General features: G+C 40.4%; 19 protein-coding genes. 5 read left to right on the top strand and 14 right to left on the bottom strand.

The genetic code is table 11. The annotated features are described in order from the left end of the window. Positions 1-40: 40 nt before the first annotated feature. From N6B01_RS02740 to N6B01_RS02715, 6 genes are all read right to left on the bottom strand, one after another. Positions 41-799 (bottom strand): iron ABC transporter ATP-binding protein, encoded by a 759-nt coding sequence (locus N6B01_RS02740; RefSeq protein ID WP_182418805.1) that lies wholly within the window; start codon positions 797-799, stop codon positions 41-43. Beyond that, positions 796-1758: an iron chelate uptake ABC transporter family permease subunit gene (locus tag N6B01_RS02735; protein ID WP_262079809.1), complete on the bottom strand. Its 963-nt coding sequence runs from the start codon at positions 1756-1758 to the stop codon at positions 796-798. The genes N6B01_RS02740 and N6B01_RS02735 overlap by 4 nt, the downstream gene beginning before the upstream one ends. Further along, positions 1751-2707 carry an ABC transporter permease gene (locus tag N6B01_RS02730; protein WP_262079808.1) on the bottom strand — a complete coding sequence of 319 codons (957 nt, stop codon included), beginning with the start codon at positions 2705-2707 and terminating at the stop codon, positions 1751-1753. Before N6B01_RS02730 ends, N6B01_RS02735 begins: the two co-directional genes overlap by 8 nt. Before the next feature lie 334 nt (positions 2708-3041). Further along, positions 3042-3983, bottom strand: a complete 942-nt coding sequence (locus tag N6B01_RS02725) for a siderophore ABC transporter substrate-binding protein (RefSeq protein ID WP_182418803.1) — start codon at positions 3981-3983, stop codon at positions 3042-3044. 255 nt (positions 3984-4238) lie between these two features. Then, entirely contained in the window at positions 4239-5156 is a 918-nt protein-coding gene (locus N6B01_RS02720; RefSeq protein ID WP_262079807.1) for an alpha/beta hydrolase, read from the bottom strand. A gap of 147 nt (positions 5157-5303) precedes the next feature. After that, positions 5304-7547 carry a TonB-dependent receptor domain-containing protein gene (locus N6B01_RS02715; protein WP_410007247.1) on the bottom strand — a complete coding sequence of 748 codons (2244 nt, stop codon included), beginning with the start codon at positions 7545-7547 and terminating at the stop codon, positions 5304-5306. 353 nt (positions 7548-7900) lie between these two features. Here N6B01_RS02715 and N6B01_RS02710 point away from each other — a divergent pair, with 353 nt between their 5' ends. Next, positions 7901-8767, top strand: coding sequence for an NAD(P)-dependent oxidoreductase (locus N6B01_RS02710; RefSeq protein ID WP_262079805.1), 867 nt, complete (start codon positions 7901-7903; stop codon positions 8765-8767). Between the two features lie 46 nt (positions 8768-8813). Here N6B01_RS02710 and N6B01_RS02705 read toward each other — a convergent pair whose 3' ends face one another. The 4 genes from N6B01_RS02705 to N6B01_RS02690 form a co-directional block, all read right to left on the bottom strand. Further along, positions 8814-12980, bottom strand: a complete 4167-nt coding sequence (locus tag N6B01_RS02705; RefSeq protein ID WP_262079804.1) for an ATP-binding protein — start codon at positions 12978-12980, stop codon at positions 8814-8816. 374 nt (positions 12981-13354) lie between these two features. Further along, entirely contained in the window at positions 13355-14794 is a 1440-nt protein-coding gene (locus N6B01_RS02700) for an NAD-dependent succinate-semialdehyde dehydrogenase (protein ID WP_262079803.1), read from the bottom strand. 213 nt (positions 14795-15007) lie between these two features. Then, complete coding sequence (locus tag N6B01_RS02695; protein ID WP_262079802.1) at positions 15008-15274, bottom strand: DksA/TraR family C4-type zinc finger protein; 267 nt, start codon at positions 15272-15274, stop codon at positions 15008-15010. Between the two features lie 148 nt (positions 15275-15422). Continuing rightward, complete coding sequence (locus N6B01_RS02690; RefSeq protein WP_182418797.1) at positions 15423-16637, bottom strand: GTP-binding protein; 1215 nt, start codon at positions 16635-16637, stop codon at positions 15423-15425. Positions 16638-17115: 478 nt separating this feature from the next. Here N6B01_RS02690 and N6B01_RS02685 point away from each other — a divergent pair, with 478 nt between their 5' ends. The 3 genes from N6B01_RS02685 to uppS all read left to right on the top strand — a co-directional run bounded on the left by N6B01_RS02685 (position 17116) and on the right by uppS (position 18952). Further along, on the top strand, positions 17116-17724 hold the full coding sequence (locus N6B01_RS02685) for a hypothetical protein (RefSeq protein ID WP_182418796.1): 609 nt from the start codon (positions 17116-17118) through the stop codon (positions 17722-17724). Next, positions 17717-18082 carry a winged helix-turn-helix domain-containing protein gene (locus N6B01_RS02680; protein ID WP_182418795.1) on the top strand — a complete coding sequence of 122 codons (366 nt, stop codon included), beginning with the start codon at positions 17717-17719 and terminating at the stop codon, positions 18080-18082. Before N6B01_RS02685 ends, N6B01_RS02680 begins: the two co-directional genes overlap by 8 nt. Before the next feature lie 117 nt (positions 18083-18199). After that, positions 18200-18952, top strand: coding sequence for a polyprenyl diphosphate synthase (uppS, locus tag N6B01_RS02675; protein ID WP_262079801.1), 753 nt, complete (start codon positions 18200-18202; stop codon positions 18950-18952). 147 nt (positions 18953-19099) lie between these two features. On the opposite strand, the gene N6B01_RS02670 is transcribed toward uppS, so the two are convergent. Together N6B01_RS02670 and N6B01_RS02665 are read right to left on the bottom strand one after the other, a co-directional pair. Beyond that, the gene (locus N6B01_RS02670; RefSeq protein ID WP_182418793.1) at positions 19100-19945 is read right to left on the bottom strand and encodes a phosphosulfolactate synthase; all 846 of its coding nucleotides are present in this window, start codon (positions 19943-19945) and stop codon (positions 19100-19102) included. A gap of 211 nt (positions 19946-20156) precedes the next feature. Further along, positions 20157-21560 carry an MmgE/PrpD family protein gene (locus N6B01_RS02665; protein ID WP_262079800.1) on the bottom strand — a complete coding sequence of 468 codons (1404 nt, stop codon included), beginning with the start codon at positions 21558-21560 and terminating at the stop codon, positions 20157-20159. A gap of 396 nt (positions 21561-21956) precedes the next feature. Here N6B01_RS02665 and N6B01_RS02660 point away from each other — a divergent pair, with 396 nt between their 5' ends. Beyond that, on the top strand, positions 21957-22424 hold the full coding sequence (locus N6B01_RS02660; protein ID WP_262079799.1) for a hypothetical protein: 468 nt from the start codon (positions 21957-21959) through the stop codon (positions 22422-22424). A 165-nt stretch (positions 22425-22589) separates the two neighbouring features. On the opposite strand, the gene N6B01_RS02655 is transcribed toward N6B01_RS02660, so the two are convergent. Next, positions 22590-22799: a hypothetical protein gene (locus N6B01_RS02655; RefSeq protein ID WP_262079798.1), complete on the bottom strand. Its 210-nt coding sequence runs from the start codon at positions 22797-22799 to the stop codon at positions 22590-22592. Positions 22800-23071: 272 nt separating this feature from the next. After that, a complete protein-coding gene (locus N6B01_RS02650; RefSeq protein WP_182418789.1) occupies positions 23072-24667 on the bottom strand; it encodes a phosphoenolpyruvate carboxykinase in 1596 nt (531 codons plus the stop codon). Positions 24668-25211 lie beyond the last annotated feature (544 nt).

Here is a 25211-nt window from a genome sequence, read left to right as displayed (position 1 = left end):
TAGTCTTGCCACATTTTTCAACGCAAAATCATAAAAATTATCAGGAATAATAAATAGCAATACGATTGCCATTTATCTCTCGCACATTAATATCCATATCATAAATTGCTTTTAAACAATCGGTTTCAATGATTTCGCTTGGCGATCCTTTCGCAATAAGTTTGCCATCACGCATAGCGACAATGGTATCTGAATAGCAAGATGCAAAATTAATATCATGAACAACAATAACAATAGTTTTGCCAAGCTCATCAGCAGCGCGGCGCAATTGCTTCATCATCGAAACAGAATGGTTCATATCAAGATTGTTAAGTGGCTCGTCTAGCAGGACATAATCAGTATCTTGACAAATAACCATGGCAACAAATGCGCGTTGACGCTGGCCGCCCGATAATTGATCAAGAAAGCGATTTTGCAAATCTTCAAGGCCAAGATAACGGATTGCGGAATCGACAAATTGCCTATCTTCCAACGTTGGCCGCCCTTTACTATAAGGGTAGCGACCAAAAGTCACCAATTCACGCACGGTTAAACGTGATGTTAAGACATTTTCTTGTCGCAAAATTGAAAGCCGTTTAGCAAGCTCATCACTCGGGGTTTTTAAAATATCAAGACCCCCAACCGAAATTTCGCCTTTATCCATCGGTGTTAAACGGCTTGCCATCGTTAGCAATGTTGACTTACCTGCGCCATTAGGCCCAATAATCGAGGTAATGCCTTGCGCTGGTATTGTAAGATGGACATCATCAACCACTAAGCGGTCATTATAGGCTTTCGACACACCTTTAATTTCAATCATCGCAAGGATCCTCTCAAAAGCAGGCAGATAAAGACAATACCACCAATAAATTCTATAATTACCGCAAGCGGCACGCCAAGGTTAAAGACATGTGTCATAATCAATTGACCGCCAACTAAGCATATTATGGCCAAAAGCGCAGCAATTGGTAAAATAAAAATATGTCGATAGCTGCCTGCAAGCTGGTAGGCAAGACTTGCAACCAATAATCCGAAAAAGAGAACTGGCCCAACCAGTGCTGTTGAGACAGAAACAAGAATAGTTACTAGCATTAAAATGAACGTGACATTTTTCTTATAATCAACACCAAGGTTAATTGAGATTTCACGCCCCAATGCCAAAGTATCAAGGCAATTACGCTTGGCAAAAACAAAAATACTCACAACCAGAATAATGCAAAAGGCTGGTAAAAGCGCATCGGAGTTAACGCTATTGAAATTGGCAAAGAAACGCTCTTGTAACCCTACAAATGAATCTGGATCAATTTTTCTTTGCAAGAGAACATTTAAGCTGCGGAAAAATGTGCCAAGTACAATACCTACTAATAAAACAAGATGCAGACTTTTATTCTCACCAGCAAATAGCCACCTGAATAATGTCGTAGCAAAAACAACCAAAATAAGTGTTTGGATAATAAAGCCAGTAACACTGCTTACCAGCGCAAGCCCTGAGACACCAACCGAATAAACAACCACTGTTTGCGCCAAAAGGTATAATTGGTCAAAGCCCATGATAGACGGTGTCAAAATACGATTATTGGTAACTGTTTGAAAAAGCACTGTTGAAATAGCAATCGCATAGCCAACAATGACAAGTGAAATAAGCGATTTACCACGTAGTGTTAATGCAAAGGACATATTGCCAAGCAAGTTCCACGACATAAAAAATATGCTAAAAACGACAGCAATTACGACTAATAGTGCAATAATATAAGCAGGTCTATTGATAGATTTAAGCAAAACGGTTCCCCTTTCGCAGCAAGAGGAAAAGGAAAATACCGCTACCAACAACACCCAAAATGGTACTGATTGGAATTTCAAAAGGATAATTGATTAAGCGGCTCATTATATCACAAGATAACACCGCTGATGCGCCCAAAAGTGCGACCCAAGGCACGGCGCGCCGCATATTATCACCAATGAATAGCGCAACAATATTGGGTACAATAAGGCCCAAAAATGGAATTTGCCCAACAGTTACCACAACCAGTGCTGTGGTCATTGCAACAATTATAAGCCCCATCATAACAATACGCCGATAATTAACCCCAAGATTAGTGGTAAAATCTTCACCAAGGCCTGCAACAGTAAAACGGTCTGCGGCAATATAGGCAAGCAATACAAGTGGCGCCGCAATCCACAAAAGTTCATACTGTCCTTGCATCACACTTGAAAAATCGCCGGACATCCATGCTTGCAGAGATTGGATCTTATCGTGTTTATAGGCAAAAAATGTACTAATCGACCCGATAACCCCGCCAAGCATAATACCAACCAATGGCACCAATAAAGCTGACCGCAATGGTATACGGCGTAAAATTGCCATAAAGATTAATGTGCCAATGAGCGCAAATAAAGCTGCGACAGCAGCTTTTAAGATAACAGGCAAATCAGGTGCTAATAATAAAACGGTTAAAATTCCTAAGGATGCAGAATCTACCGTACCAGCAGTAGACGGCTCAACAAAACGATTACGGGCCAAAAGCTGCATGATTGTGCCAGAAATAGTCATGGCAACGCCAACAAGAATAAGCGCAGCAGTTCGTGGAATACGTGTTGCCCAAAAAACATTCCAAGCATAAGGGTCAAGCGCCCAAAGCCTTGATGGCGTAACATCGCTAACACCAACAAATATACTGCAAAGGGCGAGAATGCAGACAATTAATAATCCGCCAATTAGCTTTCCCAAGAAATTATTCCCAGCATGTTGTTATATAATAAGCAGGTTTTGCCCCAACTGCTTATTCTTAAATGATAAAGTGAAATCTAGTTTGAATGATTAGTCATATAAAACAAGTATATTTTAATCAACTTTTTAAAATTACCTTTTTTGGTTTTATTCGTCTTTTTAACAGGGATTTTATGGCACCGTGTGATAAACACAAAAAAGGAATTCGCGTGCTAACCAATTATTTAAAAGAAAAGCGGGCCTTTATGGTGCCCGCTTTAAAAAACTCAAAATTGAATATTGTAATAAAGTCTATCAACAAAAACGATAAATGATAGATTCTGCCAATAACAATTTATTTTGCATCAGCAGCTTTAAAGGCTTTCATCAATTGGTCTGCTGTTTCGTGAAGACCACTTAAACCACCGCCAACGAGGTACCAGTTTTGTGGATCAAGATAAACAATATGCTTTTTTTGTGCAACTTTTGATTCATTAACAACTGGATTATCAAGCATTTGAGCGGCAGACTGACCTTCACGACCAATAGCAGCATCACGGTCAATAACGAAAAGCCAATCAGGATTTTTTTCCAAAATATATTCAGATGAAATTGGCTGGCCATGGCGACCAACGGGTAGATCTGCAACAGCTGGAGAAACGCCGAAGCCTGAATAAAGTAGACCAAAGCGTGAGCCGGGCCCAAATGCACTCATTTTACCGCCAGTTGTTAAAATAAGCAGACCATTACCCTTGCCATCTGCTTCCTTTTTCACTTCAGCAAGAGTTGCGGCAAGCTTTTCGATTTCGGCCTTAGCTTCCGCTTCCTTGCCAAAAATCTTACCTAAAATTTCAACATTACGATCAACATCGCCAAGATAATTATCTGTTGATACAGTTGTATCAATTGTAGGCGCAATAGCTGCTAATTCTTTAAGCTTTGGCTGTGAACGACCGCCAGCAATAATAAGGTCGGGTTTAAGCGAAGCGATAAGCTCATAATTTGGCTCGAAAAGTGTACCAACTTTGGTAATTTTTTCATCGCTAAAGGCTTCAAGATATTTAGGCAAACCAATTTCTGGTAGAGCAATGACCGTATCACCTGCACCAAGGCGCTGAAGATTATCAAGGCTTGCAAGATCAAAGACCACAACTTTTTTAGGTTGAAGCGGCACTTCGCTTTCACCTGATGCATGGGTAATCTTAATATTTTCTGCAAATGATGGTGTGCTAAAGCCTGCCATTGCCAACATAGTGCTAAAAACAGCCCCAATAAGGAATTTACGTTTCGTTACCATTTAATCATCCTTGCTTTCATTGTTAGAAAACTACATTTATAATTAGGCATCACCTAATCACCTAAAGCAAACTTAGTTTCTTTATAAAATCCTAATTGCTCTAAATCTCTCATAAGCCAATCTTCAATTCCCTGAACTGACTTAGATCCCCCAAATTACAGCCTATGAAACTATGCACTGAAATTCATCTTTATATTTATTTCAAAAGCCTTATGCAAATTTACTGAAGCCTTTTACCCAGTTTAAAATCGACTTTTAATCATTATTGAGCTTGATTTTGGCAAATTTCAAACAATCATGAACCGATGGCTCAACCATGGTGCCATGACTATCATTTTCATAAAGCTGATAATTTTCTTCTATAAATGGATATTGTTTCAATAAATCAAACACATATTTGCCATTGGGACCACCACGGGTTTCTGCAAGTTTTTTGGCTTCCTCGGGCGATAGTTGCGCTCGTTGCGCACGCTTACCCGAAGCAGAAATAAGCAGATAAGTTTTTTGATTATTATTCGTATCAGCAAATAATGGTTCCGCTTTAAAACGTTCTAATATGCCATGCTTACTCCACCAAATGGACGGATCTGCGGCGCAATAAATATTATAACGCTGGCGACCATCTAGCATTTCATGTAAAACGAATAATCCACCCAAGGAATGGCCATATAAAATTTGTTGATTATCATTTATATTATATTGCTTTTTTATTAATGGACGTAAGTCATCCATAATAAAACGGCTAAATGCAGCGCGCCCACCTGTATTGGGTGGAGTTTTTCCCTCCCTATGTGGGAAATTTTCAGGCCCTGCCTTTTCGGTGAGGCCATAATAGCGCCGCGTTACGATTTCGTCTCTATTGTCTAATGGGTAACCAATAGCAACAATAATCGCCTCTGGTTTATTTTTGACCGCATAATCAAACGTCATATTGCCATCAAGCAACCAAACGACTGGCCAACCATCTTGCGGCGCTGACTGTTTGGGAGTAGCGACAAAGATGCGATAGCTTTCCAGATCAGCTTTTTCCGTATCTATCGAACGCGATGCATTATTGGTTGGCGTAATTTTTATATCAAAATGACGAATATCCATATTCAATGCTTCGCTGTGATTGGCTGTTACTTTTTCACTTTGCGCAAAACATGGTTGCATGACCAATGTCGTCAGCATGCATGAGCCAAACAGTGTTAAAATTTTACGCAATTAAGTTTAACCTATATTTTTAACATTTACGGACAAAGGGTTCATTATTTTTTTGATTTACGGGTAAATTAGCAAAGTATTGCAGTAAATTTACCAATTTACCCGCTATTTAATTTAAAAGTTGGACGTCATTGACACCCAAAGGCGCCGGCCTTCAACCACATTATTAAATTCGTCAACACTGACGCGTTTATCAAAAAGATTATAAACTGCTGCATTTAATGAAACATAGTCACTAAACTTATAGCTGCCACCAATATCAAAGGTGAAATAATCCTTATATTCACGGGCAACCACTTGGCCATTACGAAGAACAGCTGTTCCAGCTGCACCAATACGCAAACCAGCATTGGTTTCCTTACCATGATAATTACCGCCAGCCCAAGCATCTAACCCGTCAACCGGTGTATGCCAATCGGCACGTATACTACCCATGTGTTCTGGTGTACGAGCAAGTGGTAAGCCCTTATAATCACCAGTTTTTTGCTCTGAATGGGTGTAGGTATAATTTCCACGCAAAGAAACAGCTTCGATTGGCGACCAAGTTCCGGTTAATTCCACACCTTGCATAACCGCATCGTCAATATTGATAAATTCCCACAAGACATAATTTGGATCTACCGACCATTCAGCAAGATTACCATTTGCATCAACAACCTGTTGGTTGCTTATCTTATCCTTAAAATCTGTATAGAAATAAGTTGCACCAAGCTGTAAGTTTTCAAGATTGTCATATAGGGCCGCAAATTCATAAGATGTGCTCTTTTCTGGTTGCAAACCGCTTGAACCGATAATAACACCGCAACGACCGCGGCCACTTGGCGGCTTTTGCCCATAAAAACAATTGCCGCCACCTGTCGTATAAGCATAACCAGGGGCAATTTGACGTATTTCAGGAGCACGGAAACCGGTTGAAATACCGCCCTTTAAAGTGATATTGTCAGTTGCATGCCAAACTGCATAACCACGTGGACTCCAATGGGTGCCATAAATTTCATGGTGATCCATACGCAAACCACCGGTTAGTGAAAATGAATTGCTAATCCACCATTCATCTTCACCAAACAATGCCCATTGTGTCACGTCAAATTTTTCATCTTGCGCAGTGCGTAAGCCTGGGTTTTGATCGGTTAAATCATTGCGAATGTACTGAGCGCCGGTGACAAGTGTATGGTTACCCGCAAGGCTAAACGGTGTGGTGAATTTACCATCAATAATAGTATTGCGAATAGTTGGCGCACGTAAATTAGCAACGAAATCTTGCGTATTATTATTCCAAGTATAACTTTCACGCTTAGCCGTTTCTTGAAGCACTGAAAACTCTGCAGTTGTCCAACCAAGGCGCCCAGTGTAACCAAAAGATAAATGGTCACGCGTATTTAGATTGTAGGTATCAACAGCGGCGCGATTATTATTGACCGAGCGTTCAATATTATTGCCAACTGTGCTAAAGCGCTTCAGCTTTGTTGTACCAGCTTCAAAGGTTAAGTCGTGATCCTTATTGGGAGTAACCGTGACACGGCCAGTAATATCAATTTCTTTTTTCTTTGGTGTACCAGAGACAATTGCGTCTTCCTCGCGGCCCATGCCACGCCCCCATAATTGCAAGCCTATTACATCAGGCTGCAAGGGACCAGCAGCATAATAGCTTACCTGCGCACTATTACCATATTCGCTATGCTGGTTAGCCGTACCATCAATCGTTATTGTTCCGGTCCATTTTTCTGGAACTTTACGGGTTATAATATTGATAACGCCGCCCATGGCATCTGAGCCGTAAAGCGAGGACATAGGCCCGCGCACGACTTCGATCCGCTCGATAGCGCCAGCTGGTGGAACAAAGCTTTGCTCAAAACCAGAATTACCATTGGTGCGAGCATCACGAGTGCTTTGTCTTTTACCATCAACCAAAATGAGTGTATAGGCCCCTGGAAGACCACGGATAAAGATATCCTGCTCAGCAGCCGACCCAGTCACGGCAACGCCTTGAACATTACGCAACGCATCACCTAGATCGCGGAATGATCCTTTTTCAAGCTCTTCTCGCGGAATAACCGTGATGCTTGCAGGGGCATCATTAACCGTCTGCTCAAAACCGGTTGCAGTTACAACAACGGTTTGCAAACGCGTTGAAGCATTTTCATCGCTTGCTTCTTCACTTGTTGCTGTTTGTGTTGTTTCGCCCTGTGTTGCTACAGTTTCGGCAACTTGCTGTGCATTGATATGGCGTGTGGTACGGCTTTGTGCTGGCGTGGTTTGCGCAATTGCTGGGCTTGCTAATACGATTGCTGAAGTAGAAATAGTTAGAACAGACAAAATAGACGCCAATCTACGCCGACAGCTCGTTCCGCTTAACATTGCTTTCAATTTCATAGCTTTCCAATACCTCTGCCAAGATAACATGATTTAATTTATCATCTTTTACAAAAGTAAAAACATTGTCATGTCAATAGCGTTATTTTTAACCCCTCTAAACAAGGTGAAATTTTGTCAAAATTTGTTCAAAATAAAGGAAACATTACAAATAATTTAGAAAACACATGTGTATTACTCAATAAATATAGAATTGTTCAACGCGCGAATTTACTGTAATATCAAAGAATTAATTTAAGTGTTTTCGAAAATAGTGTAGGATTGTTTTATTTGAAGTATAAAAATGAATAAGGCATGATATTGCCTTAATTTGAAAAAGAGTTCTATAGGGAGTGGGTATGAAAAAAATTGCATTTTTAGGGCTTGGTGTCATGGGCTTTCCTATGGCCGGGCATTTGGCAAAAGCTGGTTATGAGGTGACTGTTTATAATCGCACGAAAACCAAAGCTGACCATTGGGTCACCACCTATCAAGGTAAGAGTGCTGATACACCGTCTGAGGCCGCCAAAGGACAAGATATTGTTTTTTCTTGCGTTGGCAATGATAAGGATCTTATTGAAATTACCCTTGGTGACAATGGGGCTTTTAAAGCAATGAACAAAGGGGCCATTTTTGTTGATCATACCACCGCCTCTGCAGAGGTTGCGCGCAAGCTTTATGAGGAAGCGCAAAAATGTGAGCTTAACTTTATAGATGCACCAGTTTCTGGTGGCCAAGCTGGCGCAGAAAATGGCAAACTTACTGTAATGTGTGGCGGTGACCAAGCAATATATGAAAAGATTGAAAAGGCAATTGACAGCTATGCGGTTTCAGTGCGGCTTATGGGGCCGGCCGGATCTGGTCAATTGTGCAAAATGGTCAACCAAATTTGTCTTGCGGGCATTGTACAAGGCCTATCGGAAGGCTTACAATTTGGCGTAAATGCCGGACTTGACATGAAATCGGTGATAGAAGTCTTATCAAAGGGTGCTGCTGGTTCATGGCAAATGGAAAACCGTGGCAATACCATGGTTGACAATAAATTTGATTTTGGCTTTGCGGTTGATCTTATGCGCAAAGACCTAGGCATCTGTCTTAATGAAGCAAGAAATAATGGCTCAACCTTGCCAATCACTGCTTTGATTGATCAATTTTATGCTGACATCCAGCGCGCCGGCAATAACCGTTTTGATACATCAAGCCTTATTACCCGCTTGCGTGACTAGGGTCAAAACTGATATAGGGAGCTACTAATTTTTAGCTCCCTATAGTTTAACTATCCATTGGTTCATCATCAAGGCGATTAACCGCCAATGGAAAAACAATTTCGGCAACAGTGCCTTTACCAGTTTCAGAATAAAGATTAAAACGCGCATTATTAGCATCTGCTAATGCCTTAGTTAGCGGTAAACCAAGGCCTGTGCCACGATCAATATTATCATCAATACTATCATTTTGTAAGGGGCGTGAAATTTGATGGAAGGGCAGCATTGCTTCTTCCATTTCGTTTTCACTCATACCAATACCACTATCACGAACGCGCAATAATACACCTGCATTTTCATGACGCAAGGCTGAAATAATAATTTGACCACCTGGCGGTGTAAACCGAATAGCATTGGACAAGAGATTAAGAATTATCTGCTTTACAGAACGTTTATCAGCAGCAATATCGGGCAAGTCATGAGCTATATTTGAGCGCATAATGATGCGACCCGTATTGGCTTGCGGCGCCATTAGCCCCAAAACCTCTTTTAAAATAGGCACTATTGAGACATTACGAATATCAATTGTGGTACGCCCTTCAGCAATTTTAGCTGCATCAAGCAAATCATTGATAAGCGTCATGATATGGCCACCAGAATTGACAATATCACGTAAATAACCGCGATAGCGATCATTATTAAGAGAGCCGAATTTTTCTTCCAAAATAAGTTCAGAAAGACCTATTATCGCGTTGAGCGGCGTGCGAATTTCATGACTTACCAAGGCAAGATAACGCGATTTACGCAAAGACTCTTCCTCTGCTTGATGGCGCGCGACCACCAACTCAGATGCAGCGGAATGGATAACACTTAAATCACGCAGCATAAGGAAATAGCCCTCATCGAGCTCCATTTTTCCAAAACTTACAAATAGGCTTATAGCGTCGCCATCACTGCGCTTTGCCTCAAACTCGTAGCCCTCACCAAAAGGGGGCTTGTCATTACTTTGCCTAACCGTATCGAAATATTGGTTGACCATATCAACACTTTTAGGACTAAAGAACTGGATAAAATTGCGCCCTTTAATTTCATCAGCATCAAAACCAAGCATGCGTTGCGCCGCTTCATTGACCGAATGAATAAGTCCAGTATCGTCAACAATAAGAACGCCATCTGAAATTAAATTCAATAATATGGATAATTCCACTGCTTTACGCTGCAAAGCCTCAAAATCTTCTCGATCAATAGAATCTTGTTTTTCAAGATTACCAAAAGAAATCATTGAAGCTTCACGGCCATCTGCCCAAGTAACACCACGCATTTGCGGACGTACCGACCAAATCTCGTCATTACTACCAATAAGAATATTACGCGGCAACCATTCCCGTAAGATAACTGATAAAATCCCATGTGCCCTAAATGAATCAAGGGTTGGAAAACCGGTTAAGCGCAATAATTCATCACTTGCAAATAGAACCCGATTGTCACGATAAATAAGAATGGGTAAAGGCAAATGCTGTAGCAATGTAAATTCGATACGCGGAGAAGGCATTATAGGCAAAGCTGTATCGTGGGGAGACTGTGAAGTCTTACCAGCATCCAATGCACCAGCACCAAATATTTCGAGCTTTTCGGCAGGACGTAGATTTAAGCGGCTGCGATGCCCATCTGGTATATCGCTCTCTTCAGTTTCAAGCGCTAATGGGCTGCTGTCATTCTCTGGATATTGATATGGGCTTTCCCCTGCCCTTTCATCCAATCCAATATCTTCGCCCAATATCGGTAAAGAAGAGGAATTTGATTGATTGTCTTCATCTAAGAAAGTTGCTTGCCGCATCAGCTCATCAATATTGGGGGAAAGATCTTCAACAAAGGCATTGCTTTTCGACCGATCATCAAGCTCGGTTTCTTCAATAGCACTGTCATCCCAAAAATTAAGGTCTTGCTCTTCACGCGGTTCTATTGCTTCAACACCATTTGCTTCCAGCGAGCGACGTAAAGCTGCCAAGGCCTCCTCAATAGTTTGCAGCGCTTCCTCTTCATCGCTTTCGTCTATAGTGCCCAATTCCTCCTCATTGTGATCCTTTGCTTCAACCACGTCATTAAGATCACCATCATCGTTACTATCAACCAAGTCAGTGCTCTTCTTTCCTGTGACTTGGTTTTCTGTATCTTGGTTTTCTGTATCTTGATTGTTGATTTCAGCTTTTTGCTCTACAAGGTTTTCGGCTTCTGTAACATCAGATCTTTGTTTGGCATCTGGTGATTTTTCGGCCAGAATTTCCCTATCTTCATCGCCTTCTATATCTTCCAATTTTTTTACATCAAGCCTGTCTTCTGATGTTTCAGTAATCAAATCATCATCAGCCCATTCTTGCTCCAATGCTGTTTCAAGATCATCATCGGGCAATGTCGCCATCACCAAATCATCTTCGCTAGACATTTGAGACGTTTTGGGCGAGTTGTTTTTTTGCGTATTCATTACCCTTTCAGGCAATTTTGGCAACACATCAGTACTTTTTAACTGTATAGAGCTAGCCCCTGATAATATATTACTATCATAATGATTAAGTAAGGCGTCAATGGCCAAATCACTGTTTTGCGTGTCTGGCTCGTCATCATTTGAAAAACCATATTCTTCATCAAGCGTTGGCAAAGTTGAAAGAGCAGGCAAAACTTTATCTTCTTGCTCAATAGCTTCAGGCAAGTTCAATGGCTGATCATCAAGGGCAATTTCACTGTCCTCAACATCATGATGTGTATTGCTATCACTTTCTTCGCCATCTTCTAGACCATCAACATCTAACTTTGATGGCGCAACAATTTTTTCTTCAATATTTACCGGCAAATTATCTATAACTTTGTCATTACCAATTAAAGCAACCTCTTGCTGGTCGTTATTATTGTCTTGCTTATTGCTAATTTGAATATTGTCAATAATAGCATTCGTCTGTTTAGCCTGCGATGGTTGGAAGACTATGGGCTGATTATTTTCGTCAGCGATAATCCCCTCATCAGCACCCAGTTCTTTTTCGCTAGAGCGTGGTTTAGCCGAAGATACTTTTAAATATTCATCATTTTTGGCTTGGCGCAGATTTCTTGGTAATTCAACGGCAAGAATATCAGCCTTCAATTTACGGGCTATTATTGTAAATGCTTCATGCTCTTGCGCGGTTAAACCTTTTGGACCACGATTGCGTGCAAGGTTCAATCCTTCTTCTTTTACTGTCATTTTTGCTTCATTTATTATACCAAAACCACGATAGCCACTAAATTCACGATCCCGCGAATAAATTGGCAAGGCTGAAAATTCAATTTCAACCCGACTTTCACCGCCTTCAACAGGCCAATATATCTTACGTTCCGACCAGGCTTTATGGCTTTTTAATAAAGCCCGCATCGCTCCATTGCTATCCATATTCCATTCTTTGGCAAGGCTTGTAAAACATTTATCAATAACATCTCCAAAGCGGGGACCAACAGCAGTTTCCAACTCCGGAGAAACATCAATAAAAAAATTATTTTCATCAAGCTGCCACGCAAATTGTAATGGAAAGCGCGTTACATCAAAAACAAATTCCTGTTTTACTTCATCTTTGTCAGCATTGTCATTATCACCATTGGGCTTTGCCGCAATGAGTAAAAAAATTGCCGGCTGTTTATTGAGTTCCAATACACCGACAGGCATATCTGAATAATTTTTCAGCAAACGTTTCTTTACACCACCGCCCGATTGCGCTTCATGCAGCAGTGCCATCAAATCTTCATCAACAACAAAATCGGGTCGAAAACCTTTGGTTGCACTCAAAATATTGCCCGAAACATCTAAAACTGCAGCCTCAGTAAATTCATCTCCTAAACCATTGGTTAAATCTACAAAACCTGCATCAGAGGCAACGGCTGCGATTGAACGCAAGAAAACCACTTGCCCTAAATGCTCCATGTCTATTGCATTAATTAAAAAAGACTGTGCGGCAGGGATACCACCAATTTTTACACCACGTTTTGTGGCTAAACCGTTTTCAATCTGCAAACGGGTTAAATTATCAAAACCACTATCAACGCCAATTGAATCTGCAACGGTACGAAAACCTAAAAAATGAGCACCAGCTCCATTTGCCCAAAGAATAGTTTCAAAATCGCTTGATAAAATAATAGAAATGCGGCCGGCAAGATATGCATCACGCACTTGCGGATTTGCTAAAATATCCAAAAAAGCATGCGGAGCTGCCATAGTGATCATTCCTGGTTCAAAAATTATTTTACCAGTTTACAGCCTTAATCAAACTTATGCATGTATTTTAAAAGGAAAAATGGATTTTTAGTTAACGCGCTGATACAGCAACAAATAAAATAGAATTTACTATTTAATTTCAATATATTAGGCAGTTAGCTTTTTACAAAGGCACAATGGAAAATTAATAAGATAATTTATAATATATCTATTTTGGATAATTCCATTAAATATTTACTTGTTTTGAAAGCGTGTAAATCTAAGTGTAGCAAAGAAAAACATGCTTCAACGCCTCAAAATTCACTCAAAAGAAGCTAGAATGAAAGTTTCAGCGAAAGGGATTCGCACCTCTCGCTGAAATGTCTCATGAATATTTAAACCGCAACGGTTACAAATTTCAAATCAAGATAGGCGTTTATAGCCTCCGAGCCACCTTCTGTGCCATAGCCGGAATCGCGTATACCGCCAAATGGAACTTCTTGCAGGGCAAGGCCATTATGGTTGATACTGGTCATACCTGCATTAACCAAACTACTCAGCGCATGGACACGTGATGCCGATTTGGTAAAGGCATAAGATGCAAGCCCATAACGCAGGCGATTGGCCTCGTTAAACATATCATCATCCATTTTATAGCGATTAATGATTGCTATCGGGCCAAAAGGTTCTTCATTCATGATTTCGGCAGAAGTTGGCACATCGGTAATGATCGTTGGCTCGAAAAAATAGCCCTTATTACCAATACGCTTACCACCTAAAATAACCTTACCACCCTTTGAAGTTGCATCCTGCAACATATTTTCCATAGCTGGAATACGCCGGTCATTGGCAAGCGGTCCCATATCGACACCTTGTTCTAAACCGTTGCCGACATTCATCATTTTTGCAGCCAAGGTGAATTTTTCAACATATTCATCATAGACGTCATCTTGCACGATAAAACGAGTTGGCGATGCACATACTTGACCTGCATTGCGGAATTTGGACGCCGCCATTGTACTTACAGCAATATCAATATCAGCATCATCAAAAACAAGAACCGGCGCATGTCCACCTAGCTCCATCGTCGCTTTTTTCATATGTTGCCCAGCAAGGCTTGCAAGATGTTTGCCAACCGCAGTTGAACCAGTAAATGATATTTTTTCAATAGCTGGATGAGCGATAAAGAACTCTGATATTTGCGCAGGCACACCAAAAACAAGTGCGATAACACCTGCTGGCACACCAGCATCAATAAAACAATTGATCATGGCAGCAGGAGAAGCCGGCGTTTCTTCTGGTGCTTTAATAACAATGCTACAACCTGCAGCTAAGGCGGCGGATAATTTGCGTACAACTTGGTTAATTGGAAAATTCCAAGGCGTAAAAGCTGCCACAGGTCCAACAGGGCGTTTAATCACCATTTGGGTTACATTGGTGCTGCGTGCAGGTATAATCTGTCCATAGGTACGGCGCGCTTCTTCAGCAAACCAATCGATAGTATCAGCAGCGCCCATTACTTCCATCTTGGCTTGCGCGCTAGGCTTGCCTTGTTCGCGAGTCATAAACCAAGCAATAAGTTGGCTGCGCTCGCGCAATAATTGCGCCGCCTTACGCATAATTTTAGCGCGCTCAAAAGGTGAAACATTCTTCCAAATTTCGAATCCCTTAGCGATAGATTGTGCAGCAGCTTCAAGGTCATTATTCGATGCGACACTTACTTGGCCAATAATTTCTTCTGTTGCCGGATCAATAACCGGCATTTTCTTATTACCTTCGCTTTCGCGCCACGTATTGTCAATTAACAGAAGTGTATCGGGATATGGACCTTGCATGATTTCCTCCACTATGAAAGTCAAATTTCTATGCCCAGCTTGTCATGGATAAAATGGCAATGTCAATATTAGAAATTATCATTTATAAATACTGTAATAATGTTACAGATAATAAACAACTGGCTACCATTTTATTGAATACTAAATGCTAATAGACGAAAGGCATTTTTAATAAAAGAACACTATCCTTTATCAAAAATGCCTTTATATGATCTATTTCAATTGACTATCTTTGCTACCACGGCGGTTATAAGTACTTTGTATTTTGCTTGTTTTTTCATGTTCGCTCTGACAGGCAACACAAAGCTTTACCCCCTTTAACGCAAGCCTGCGCCTTTCGGGAATGGCTTCATCACACTCAACGCAAAAATACTCACTTTCACCACTTGGCAAACGCTGTCGTGCAAGCTGTAAAGCATCATCAAGGCTTGCATCAACTTGCTCTTGAACTGCACCATCTGCGGTCCATCCACCAGCCATTTAACACTCCTTTTATATTATTAATAATTTAAAAATATATAAGTATTGCAAGGGCCTAATTCAAGTTTGCAAAGACTATAGGTGGCGTTACCAAAGGCTAAAAAAATCAACAAAAAGTGATGCGGTTTTGGAAGAAAAACTCAATAAATTAACTCCAATGAGCAAAAGGATCATTTAATTTTTGCCATTGTGCAAAATTAAGACTTTCTTCTTCAATAAGACAATCGTCAAGACAGATCCGCAGCATTTTTTCATCCATTGGATCACAACCGATAAAAACAATTTCTTGCCGCCTATCTCCCCATATTGGATCCATTTTTTGTGCCATCATCTCACGCCATTGGTCATTTTCGGGCCATTTATTTTTCGGCACCGACGACCACCAACGCCCATATCTTTGGGTGCGCATTTGCGCACCAGCTTGGCTGATTTCTCCGACAAAATCAGGCCGTGTTGCCAACCAAAAAAAGCCCTTAGCACGCACAACTCCAGGCCAAGAACTATTAAGAAAATTTTGCAGCTTTTGGGGATGAAATGGACGACGCGCACGATAAACAAATGAGCGAATACCATATTCTTCGGTTTCTGGAATATGATCTTTAAAGCCATAAAGCTCTTTGGCCCAAAGTGGATGATCTGCTACCTTTTCAAAATCAAATAAACCGGTATTTAATAATTGATCTGGTGCAACTTCACCAAAGTTTGCCTCAATAATTTTAGCATCAGCATTTAACGAGCGGATAATGGTTTTAGCAAATTGAAGATTTTCTGGGCTGGCGCTATCAATTTTGTTCAAAATAATAATATTTGCAAATTCGATTTGATCAACCAATAAATCAATCAAAGTACGTTCATCATTATCACCAGCAGTTTCACCTAAATCCGCAAGACGCTGACTATTAGAATAATAATGCAATAAATTTGCAGTATCGACAACTGTCACCATAGTATCCAAGCGTACAAGGTCGGAAAGACTTTTACCATCTTCATCACGCCAATCAAAAGTTGCCGCAACCGGCATAGGCTCCGATATCCCAGTCGATTCGATCAACAAATAATCGAAACGGTTTTGCTTAGCTAAACGCTCGACTTCAACTAGTAAATCTTCACGCAAGGTGCAGCAAATACAACCATTAGTAAGCTCTACTAACTGCGCATCAAGACGTGAAAGACTGCTTGCTTCATCACCGCTTAAATCGGCGCGAATAAGCTCAGCGTCAATATTAATCTCACTCATATCATTAACAATAATGGCTACTTTCATATTTTTTTGATTATTTAAAATATGATTGAGCAAGGTGGTCTTACCAGCCCCCAAAAAACCCGACAAAACTGTAACTGGTAAGCGGCAATCTTGGTTCATTATTTACTCCAATGCAAAACAATTTAAAAACCGGAATTAGAAGAAAAAGTGCAAAAGCATCCATTGCCAACCATCAAAGATGGCAGCTTCATAACCATTTTCGCCTTTGGATATTTCCTTTTATTCAATTTAACTGCTTATGTAATGTAATAACATTACATTGTCTAGTATTTTTTTATAATTCTAAACTGCTTTGTGAGTTTATAAATTATCCTTAGATTTATGCTGTGATGAATCGACTTACAAACAGTACTCCAATCTAATCATCAATGGACCTCACCAAATAATCGACAGGTTTTATAGAGCCGCCATAATTAAATCATAATCCAATAATACCAGTCAAAGTACTTTGTAATGCAAAGTCCACTTTAATAAAAAGTTATCATAGCTTATGAGTTGCTAACATCAACTTTTTAAAAAGTAGGCTTTGCAATAAGGCATAGACAAACTTAGTATAATAGTTTTTGACGGGGTAAACATGGGCGATCTTGATAAGGCACTTGCCGATATTTCCTTTATCCGCCAACAAATGGCAACGACAAAGGAATTTCGCGGGCTTGGACCAATGACAATGGCGTTGACTGCTATTTTGGCATTTATCACTGGCGGCTTGCAATATATATTTCCGCAACTTGCGGCCACACCCTTTGCCTTTTTTAGCTCGTGGATTGTTACAGCAATCATAGCAACGCTTTTAGTTGGCGGCGAAATGATTGCGCGCTCAAGACGCCACCATCAAGGCATGGCAGATGAAATGGTGCTAGCCGCCATGAGCCATTTATTGCCAGCTGGTATCATCGGTGCCTTGCTTTTAACAGCCTTTGCCTTTTATGCGCCAGACCTATATTGGTTGTTACCACCATTATGGTTGATGTTGGTTGGTTGCTGCCTTTTTGCAGCATTGCGAATTTTACCGCCATCGCTTGCCATTGGTGCTGCTGCCTATGTTGTTTTGGGCTTTGCAACTTTTATTTTCACCGTGCAATCGCGTGATTTATCACCACTTGCTATGGCTTTACCCTTTGGCTGCGCCCAAAGTCTTATGGCCTTTTTACTTTATACAGCAAAGGGTAAAAAAAATGCCTAACTCATCATCTGCTCCGTTTTCTTATGAAAATCTTGATAAAATCATTCACGAGCGCGCGCGCCTTGCCATTCTAACCTCGCTAAGTGCTCATGATAGCGCCATGAAATTTGCCGATCTTAAAAACTCTTGTGGTCTTAGTGATGGCAATCTAAGCCGCCATTTACAAGTATTGCAAGAAGCAGGCCTGGTTGAGATTGATAAATATTTTGATAAATTACGCCCTGTTACCACCTGCAAGATGACGAGCGAAGGGCAACAACGTTTTTTAGATTATATCAATATACTCGAACAAATTATTCGCGATGCCGCCCTTGCCCGTGAAACCATTCCAAAAAGCTTAAAACCCGCCCCCACTTAATCTCCTATAAGCCGCATAAAATAACTAAAATTATCATCTCTTGGTTCATACACCGAGCAGATCTTGCATATTCTTTTTTTGAAAATATCATTAAACACTCATTGTTAGGTAAATATCATGCATCATGACTTGATTGATTTTAAAAACAAAAAACCACTCCACGTTGCAATTATCATGGATGGCAATGGTCGCTTTGCATCACGACAAGGTCTACCGCGTTCCTATGGGCATTATCAGGGAGCAGAAGCAGTTCGCAAAGCATTTATTCATGCAAAAAATCTTAATATCAAAACATTAACGCTTTTTGGTATGTCAACGGATAATTTTAAGCGCCCGGCCCAAGAAGTTGAAACCATGATGGAGATTTTCACATTGTTTCTATTGGCTGAGACAGAAAACCTTATCAACCATAATGTCAAACTTACGGTCATTGGCATGAGGGAGCGCCTGCCAGAAAAATTGCTTTTGGCAATTGATTATGCCGAAAGCCAAACCGCCCATTGCACCGGTGTGCACATGCGCATAGCAATTGATTATTCATCACGAGACCAAATTTTAAAAGCCATAAAATCCCTTGATAAGAACCAAGATATTGACCGCGACCTTTTTCACCAAGCATTAACCGGAAGCCCAGAAATTGGCGATGTTGATCTTGTCATACGCACCAGCGGCGAACAAAGATTATCCGATTTTTTACTATGGGAAAGCGCCTATGCTGAATTATGGTTTACTCAAAAAATGTGGCCCGAGTTTGAACCTGAAGATCTTGTTGCAGCCGTGACTTTCTTCCACAATCGCGAACGCCGCTTTGGGCTAGTGGGTAAAAGCCCTACCAGCGCGCCAGTAAATTACCAACGTTTAACTGCATAATTTGATACATGTATAATCTATAAAAAATTTTATCATTTTTTTGAAAATAAAAACCAAAACATGCAAAAAACAAAAAATCCTAAGCAAGCAAGGCAAGCCTAGGATTTTTATTTTCAAATGCTAATTTAAGCTATTTACATTTGCCCATTAGCGGAATGTGGTAATGCGACCAAAGGTGCTCTTAGTGCCCCAAATACCACGGCGCAAACATTCAAGCTGCACAATTTGGCTGTGATCGATAAACAAATTGACATCAATACCATAATTTTTAATGTACCATGAGAAGACTTCAGGGTCAGCAGCTTCAAACATGACATTTTCCATACCAACATTTTTCATGATTTTTGCTGCAACATCGGTGCGCCATGGATCAGCATTTTCGGTAATGCCTTCCGATTCAATCATGATAATCGAAGCGCCAGCATTAAGACAATCATTAGCAGTATCAATCAAGATTTGCGGATCGCGCGTGCCTTCAGCCTCTAGCTCGGCTTTAGACGTATCACCCCCTGCCCCAAACTGAATGCCAATTTCAGGCTTTGGTTTCAACCCCGCTTTCTTCACCTTATCAATCAACCGGATAAGATCGGGCGTTGGTAACTGGATAAAACCTGTTGACAGCTCAATCATATCAAATTCTAACCGCACGCATTCTTCAATATAGGCATCAATTTGCGTTGGTGCGCGGGCAAGAACATTTTCAATCCAGCCACCAGTTGAAACATAGACACCATGATCATGACAAATGCGATTGATCTTGCGAACATAATCTGCCGGCATGAGCGAGAAAGAACCACCGGCATATTTATAGCCATCGACATGCTCCCCCATACCTTCTAATAATTCCTTAGTATAGGTTGGGGTAACCATGGCATAATAAGGCCCACGAATTTCAGTAATTGACTTGTTGCGCGGCTTAGGGTCGCGATCATTCATTGGTACAAACGGAAATGAACGATTTTTCCAAACATCAGATTGCGGCTTGTCACTCATATTAAACTCCATTGTTTAAAGAAAATAATTATAAATTAGTCGCGCACAGGCCATAGATAGATAAAACTCAATCTTAAATATGGGCCACCAACGCAGTTATGTTAGGAATTTTGTCTAGAGCACGCCCACTTATCGTTTGGGCAATGGCGTGCTCTAGATTCTTTGGTTCGTGCATTTTAATGAAAACCACTGCGCAGTTTTTAAAAATGCTTTAAACTTTGAGATGCGCCAAAATCTCAGTAAATTCACGAACCTTTATTTTTTCAATATTTTGCACAGCATCAATGATTGCTTTGCGCGCCCTTTCAGATGTAAATGGCGTTGCAAGACCGTTAAATTTGGCAATAACTGTCTCCCAACTCATTGGACGGGTACGAAAGCCCTCATAATCAGTTTTATCAATTGAAAATTTCTTGCCATCTTTTAAGCTAACGTTAAGCGTTGTTGCTACCTCTTGCGGGAAGCGATCGGTATATTCTTTGCTTGGTCGCACAACAAAGCGCTTTAACAAGGATTGAATATCATCTCTAATAATACGGGCATCATCATATTGGGCAGGCAAAACATTACCATCAATCAAAGCGACACCAACCATATATTGTAAGGAATGGTCTGCCTCTTCCTTGGTTCTAATAATCGTCTTGTCACCTTCTTCGCCGCCACCAATAATGTGAAAGGCAACATCAAAAATATCGATTTCGATTTTGTCAATTTGATCCCAGGTAAAGCCTTCACGAGCTTGCAACTCAAGGGCACCTTCGATGGAAGATTGCGAATGTATTTCGGCATTATATTTCTTGATAATTGACTGAACGACATTTTCAAGATTTTCCTTTTGCCAATCAATGGTAAAAGGTCCAGCTATTGCGTCCTTAAAGCCTTTGTTGCCCTCAAATACTTCTTCAGGGCCGGTTATACCGCGCATAGCTAAAAATGCGCTATGCGTGCCGATAAAGGCGGTATTGGGATAGGCTAGCCCTTTCCAATGGGATAAAGCCCCAGTACGGGTAACGCGCAGGGCATTATTGCAAGTGCCTGATATTGCAATGGCATTGGCAGTTTTTTCATTATCAAGCTTTAAGGCTTTAGCAACACCTGCAGCAACAGCATAGGCGCCTTGAACCGTGTGGTCAAAACCCTTGGCACGCACCGGCGCCACATCACAAAGGCGACCCTGCACCTGATAGGCAACCGCCATAGCGGTTAAAAAAGCTGCTCCGCTCGCATCACTATATTCAGCCGCAGCAAGCACCGCACCAAGATTATCCGACTGGTGGCAGGTTTCCCCTTTAGCAAGATAGCTGTCCATAAAATCAAGATAGCGAACCAGTGCGCCATTATAAAAAGCTGCACGATCCGGCGCGGTTTTACCACCACCAATCAAGGTTGATAGGGGGCGACCACCAAAATCCTCCAATTGCTCACGGATCATATGGATAGGTTCACCATCCAATGCACCAATCGCAACGCCAACCGAGTCAAGGATACGCTTTTTTAATTCGTCCTTGGCTGTATCTGACATCATATCAATATTGGCATGGGTTACAAAACGCGCCAATTGGCGCACTTCTGTATCTTTATGCGCTGTTTCCTGCCGTGTATTATGATTTGCCATAGTGTATCCTCCAAATTTTACACAATTATTCATTTTCAAAAGCGTAAGATCTTTTGAATTAAGTGAAATGGATATACATTTTAATTGTAATAAATATAATTATAATTATAATTACCACAAAATGTAATAATTATAACTATTCCAATAATCTATTTGATACTTTAAGAATCTTTTAAAAAGATTTTCTATTTAAAATTTACATTTTTTAATATATAAATAGTTTTTATTTCGTCAAATGGTTTTTATTATAAAATGATATAGATTTTTATTATAATAATTAAAATTTTTAATTATTATAATTAAACTACTTCTTTTAAAACAAATAAAAGCCTTCATTGATAAACCAAATAAATAAAGCAAGCCGTTATGTTGGCGCATTTAATATAGGAGAAAAAAATGCCGAGTGTCTTTGTGCACGATCTTTATTACTGGGAACAGATTATTATTGAAGCCTATCGCATTTGGCGACAAGGCAAACCAACACAAGCCATTATCGAGCATCGCTTGGCAGCCAATCTGCGGCAGGAGCGAATTTATCCCTTTATCAATGCCCTATTCAACCTCTTTACCCATGCTGATAAAATTAATGAAATCAAGGCTGGACAAGAAGGGGACTATCTAACACCAACGGAACTACTGATAATTGATCTTATTGCAGGCACAACAGGCACCGCGCCACACCATGGCGACCTAACTAGCAAAGCTGCCTTTGTGGAAGTTGAGCAACAAGCAAAACAAATTTTGGAATTATTTGCGCAAGCAGGCATTGTCATCCGCCCAAGCCTTAGCATTACCGCATCAGAAGAAGAGCAACTGGTGCGCCTTGCCGCCAACTCCTACCAACATGTTTTCCGCATGGAATAACAAAAGCATAAATTAAAAAATAAAACCAATATTACCGAGTTTAAAAAAACATCAATCGGCAAACACTTTTAAATTTTACTTTAACTGTTTGCCAAAAGAATTAATGAATTAATAGAATAAGCGATTGATTACCACAAATATATGGACCAATCGTTTTAAATTATGCTAATCTACAGCAATCCAAGTTCCAGCAGCATTTTTTTGCAATACAGCTACAAAATCCTTACTGCTCCCGTCTGATAGACTAATATTAACGGCACAAGCAAATTTGCTATCCATTTTATTGCAGATACCCTTTGGCGTAATTTTAGCTGTTGCCACAAGAGCCTTTTTTTCTTCACTACCTGATGTGGCAATCATAACTGTTTTTGTCACCTCTATAATATCGCTATTTTTAGGACCACCACAAAAAATATTTGGCCCCTAAGTAAAGTAAACAGCCCCAACACCAACAATAATTAATAATATTACGAAGTTTATCACTTTTTTCATAAACCAACACCTTTATCTAATCATAAAATTACGCAGTTCTATTATATTAAAACATGTTATATTAAAACAAAAAAAAATCCAGTAAGCCTTTTTATAAAAGACATACTGGATCTATTGCTATTTTGATAAAATTTACTTTTAAAAGTGTTTAAATTTTATGCTTTGGGTGCTGCACTGCGCACTTCTTCATCAACGTGGCTTGCAAATTTGCCAAAGTTATCAACAAACATGCCGGCAAGCTTTTTAGCCTGCGCATCATAGGCAGATTTATCTTCCCATGTCGAACGCGGATCAAGGATAGTAGTATCCACACCATTAACTGCTGTTGGCACTTCAAAGCCGAAATTTTCATCGTGGCGGAAAGTTACATTTTTCAACGAACCGTCAAGAGCCGCAGTTAAAAGCGCACGAGTTGCCTTAATGGGCATGCGGCTACCAGTACCATAAGCACCACCAGTCCAACCGGTATTAACCAACCAGCAATCTACCTTATGCTCAGCAATAAGAGCACGGAGCAAATTACCATATTCCGATGGGTGGCGCGGCATAAACGGCGCACCAAAACAGGTTGAGAATGTTGCTTCTGGCTCTGTTACACCTTTTTCAGTACCGGCAACCTTGGCTGTATAACCAGATAAGAAGTGATACATGGCCTGTGCTGGGGTAAGTTTAGCAATTGGCGGCATAACACCAAAAGCATCCGCAGTCAGCATGATGATATTTTTAGGTTGACCACCACGACCAGTTGGGCTTGCATTAGGAATAAAATGCAATGGATAAGCGCAACGGGTGTTTTCAGTCAGTGAACCGTCATCAAAATCTGGTTCGCGACGCTCATTTAACACAACATTTTCAAGCACGGTGCCAAAACGTTGCGTTGTTGCATAAATTTCAGGCTCTGCTTCGGCAGAAAGACGAATGGTTTTAGCATAGCAGCCACCTTCAAAATTGAAGACGCCGTCCTTGCCCCAACCATGTTCATCATCACCAATAAGGGTACGTGATGGATCAGCTGACAGCGTAGTTTTACCTGTGCCAGATAAGCCAAAAAACACAGCAGTATCGCCATGTGGACCTTCATTAGCCGAGCAATGCATTGGCATAACGCCCTTAGCTGGCAAGAGATAATTCAAGGCAGTAAATACTGACTTTTTCATTTCACCGGCATAAGATGTACCACCAATAAGCACAATCATACGGGTAAGATCACACGCAATAACCGTTTCACTGCGGCAACCATGGCGCACAGGATCTGCACGGAAAGAAGGCAGATTGATAATGGTCATTTGTGGCACAAAATTTTTCAATTCGCTTTCATAGGGGCGAATAAGCAAATTGCGGATAAAAAGAGCATGCCAAGCATATTCACTGGTAACACGAGCACGAATTGAATTCTGCTCATCAGCGCCACCAATTAAATCCTCAACAAAAAGATCACGGCCCTTAGCGTGCTCGATAAAGTCAGCATGAAGCGTATCAAAATGCTCTTGCGACATTGGTTTGTTGTTTTCCCACCAGATATGAGACTCTGTCTCACTGGTGCGGACAACAAACTTATCCTTAGCTGAACGCCCGGTGTGTTGACCGGTATAGGCAACAAGTGCACCTTGAGCGGTTATCTTTGCTTCTTGACGTCTAATTGCTTCTTCATAAAGCAAAGCTGGGGTAAGATTGTAATAAACATTACCAAGATCTTTAAGTCCCGCTGTAGTGATAGACGCGGACGGGTTGAAAATGCCAGTCTCTTTCATAATAACTCCGCATGATTCATCATTAAAAACGCATTTTTTAAAAAGGCGTAACGCTTTAAGACAGAAAAAATCAAATAGATCAAACTTTTAATCGATTTAAAAGAAATTTAAATTTTTTAAATTGCTATTTATCCCATTAATTATTATTTTCTAATAAACAATTTTTTGGCTAAAATTTGTGAAATATATCTGAAAAATCAACTATTTTTACCCATTGCCACAATTTGTACCTAATTTGTCCCCCAAAAAGGGTAATAGAAAAAAAGGCGAAAATTTATGCGTTACCCTTCAACTAATTACAAATTGTTCTAAGGTGAGTCGGAGGAAAAACAGAATTTGCTCAAATAAACCTAAATCATGAGCAAAGCAGAGAACGGTTTTAACGCTGCTAATTTATGAAATGATGTATGTTAAATTTGGCATAATGGATCAATAAATTAGCAAGATAATAATCGCGTAAAATTTGGATAGCTACTTTAAGCCTATAGTAGATGTCCTAAATGTCGCTATAATGCTAATTTAAATTTGACTGGTTTTTTGCAGT

The sequence above is a fragment of the Bartonella sp. HY406 genome, from assembly GCF_025449315.1.
GTDB lineage: Bacteria > Pseudomonadota > Alphaproteobacteria > Rhizobiales > Rhizobiaceae > HY038.
Note: the sequence above shows the minus strand (reverse complement) of the source record. Positions and strands in the feature narration are given on the sequence as shown.

Coding starts and splice junctions, on each gene's coding strand:
- N6B01_RS02740 (WP_182418805.1), bottom strand. CDS start 799: ATGATTGAAATTAAAGGTGTGTCGAAAGCCTATAATGACCGCTTAGTG.
- N6B01_RS02680 (WP_182418795.1), top strand. CDS start 17,717: ATGCCTAACTCATCATCTGCTCCGTTTTCTTATGAAAATCTTGATAAA.
- N6B01_RS02705 (WP_262079804.1), bottom strand. CDS start 12,980: ATGGCAGCTCCGCATGCTTTTTTGGATATTTTAGCAAATCCGCAAGTG.
- N6B01_RS02665 (WP_262079800.1), bottom strand. CDS start 21,560: ATGGCAAATCATAATACACGGCAGGAAACAGCGCATAAAGATACAGAA.
- N6B01_RS02710 (WP_262079805.1), top strand. CDS start 7,901: ATGAAAAAAATTGCATTTTTAGGGCTTGGTGTCATGGGCTTTCCTATG.
- N6B01_RS02720 (WP_262079807.1), bottom strand. CDS start 5,156: ATGCTGACGACATTGGTCATGCAACCATGTTTTGCGCAAAGTGAAAAA.
- N6B01_RS02715 (WP_410007247.1), bottom strand. CDS start 7,547: ATGTTAAGCGGAACGAGCTGTCGGCGTAGATTGGCGTCTATTTTGTCT.
- N6B01_RS02725 (WP_182418803.1), bottom strand. CDS start 3,983: ATGGTAACGAAACGTAAATTCCTTATTGGGGCTGTTTTTAGCACTATG.
- N6B01_RS02700 (WP_262079803.1), bottom strand. CDS start 14,794: ATGCAAGGTCCATATCCCGATACACTTCTGTTAATTGACAATACGTGG.
- uppS (WP_262079801.1), top strand. CDS start 18,200: ATGCATCATGACTTGATTGATTTTAAAAACAAAAAACCACTCCACGTT.
- N6B01_RS02685 (WP_182418796.1), top strand. CDS start 17,116: ATGGGCGATCTTGATAAGGCACTTGCCGATATTTCCTTTATCCGCCAA.
- N6B01_RS02660 (WP_262079799.1), top strand. CDS start 21,957: ATGCCGAGTGTCTTTGTGCACGATCTTTATTACTGGGAACAGATTATT.
- N6B01_RS02670 (WP_182418793.1), bottom strand. CDS start 19,945: ATGAGTGACAAGCCGCAATCTGATGTTTGGAAAAATCGTTCATTTCCG.
- N6B01_RS02690 (WP_182418797.1), bottom strand. CDS start 16,637: ATGAACCAAGATTGCCGCTTACCAGTTACAGTTTTGTCGGGTTTTTTG.
- N6B01_RS02695 (WP_262079802.1), bottom strand. CDS start 15,274: ATGGCTGGTGGATGGACCGCAGATGGTGCAGTTCAAGAGCAAGTTGAT.
- N6B01_RS02650 (WP_182418789.1), bottom strand. CDS start 24,667: ATGAAAGAGACTGGCATTTTCAACCCGTCCGCGTCTATCACTACAGCG.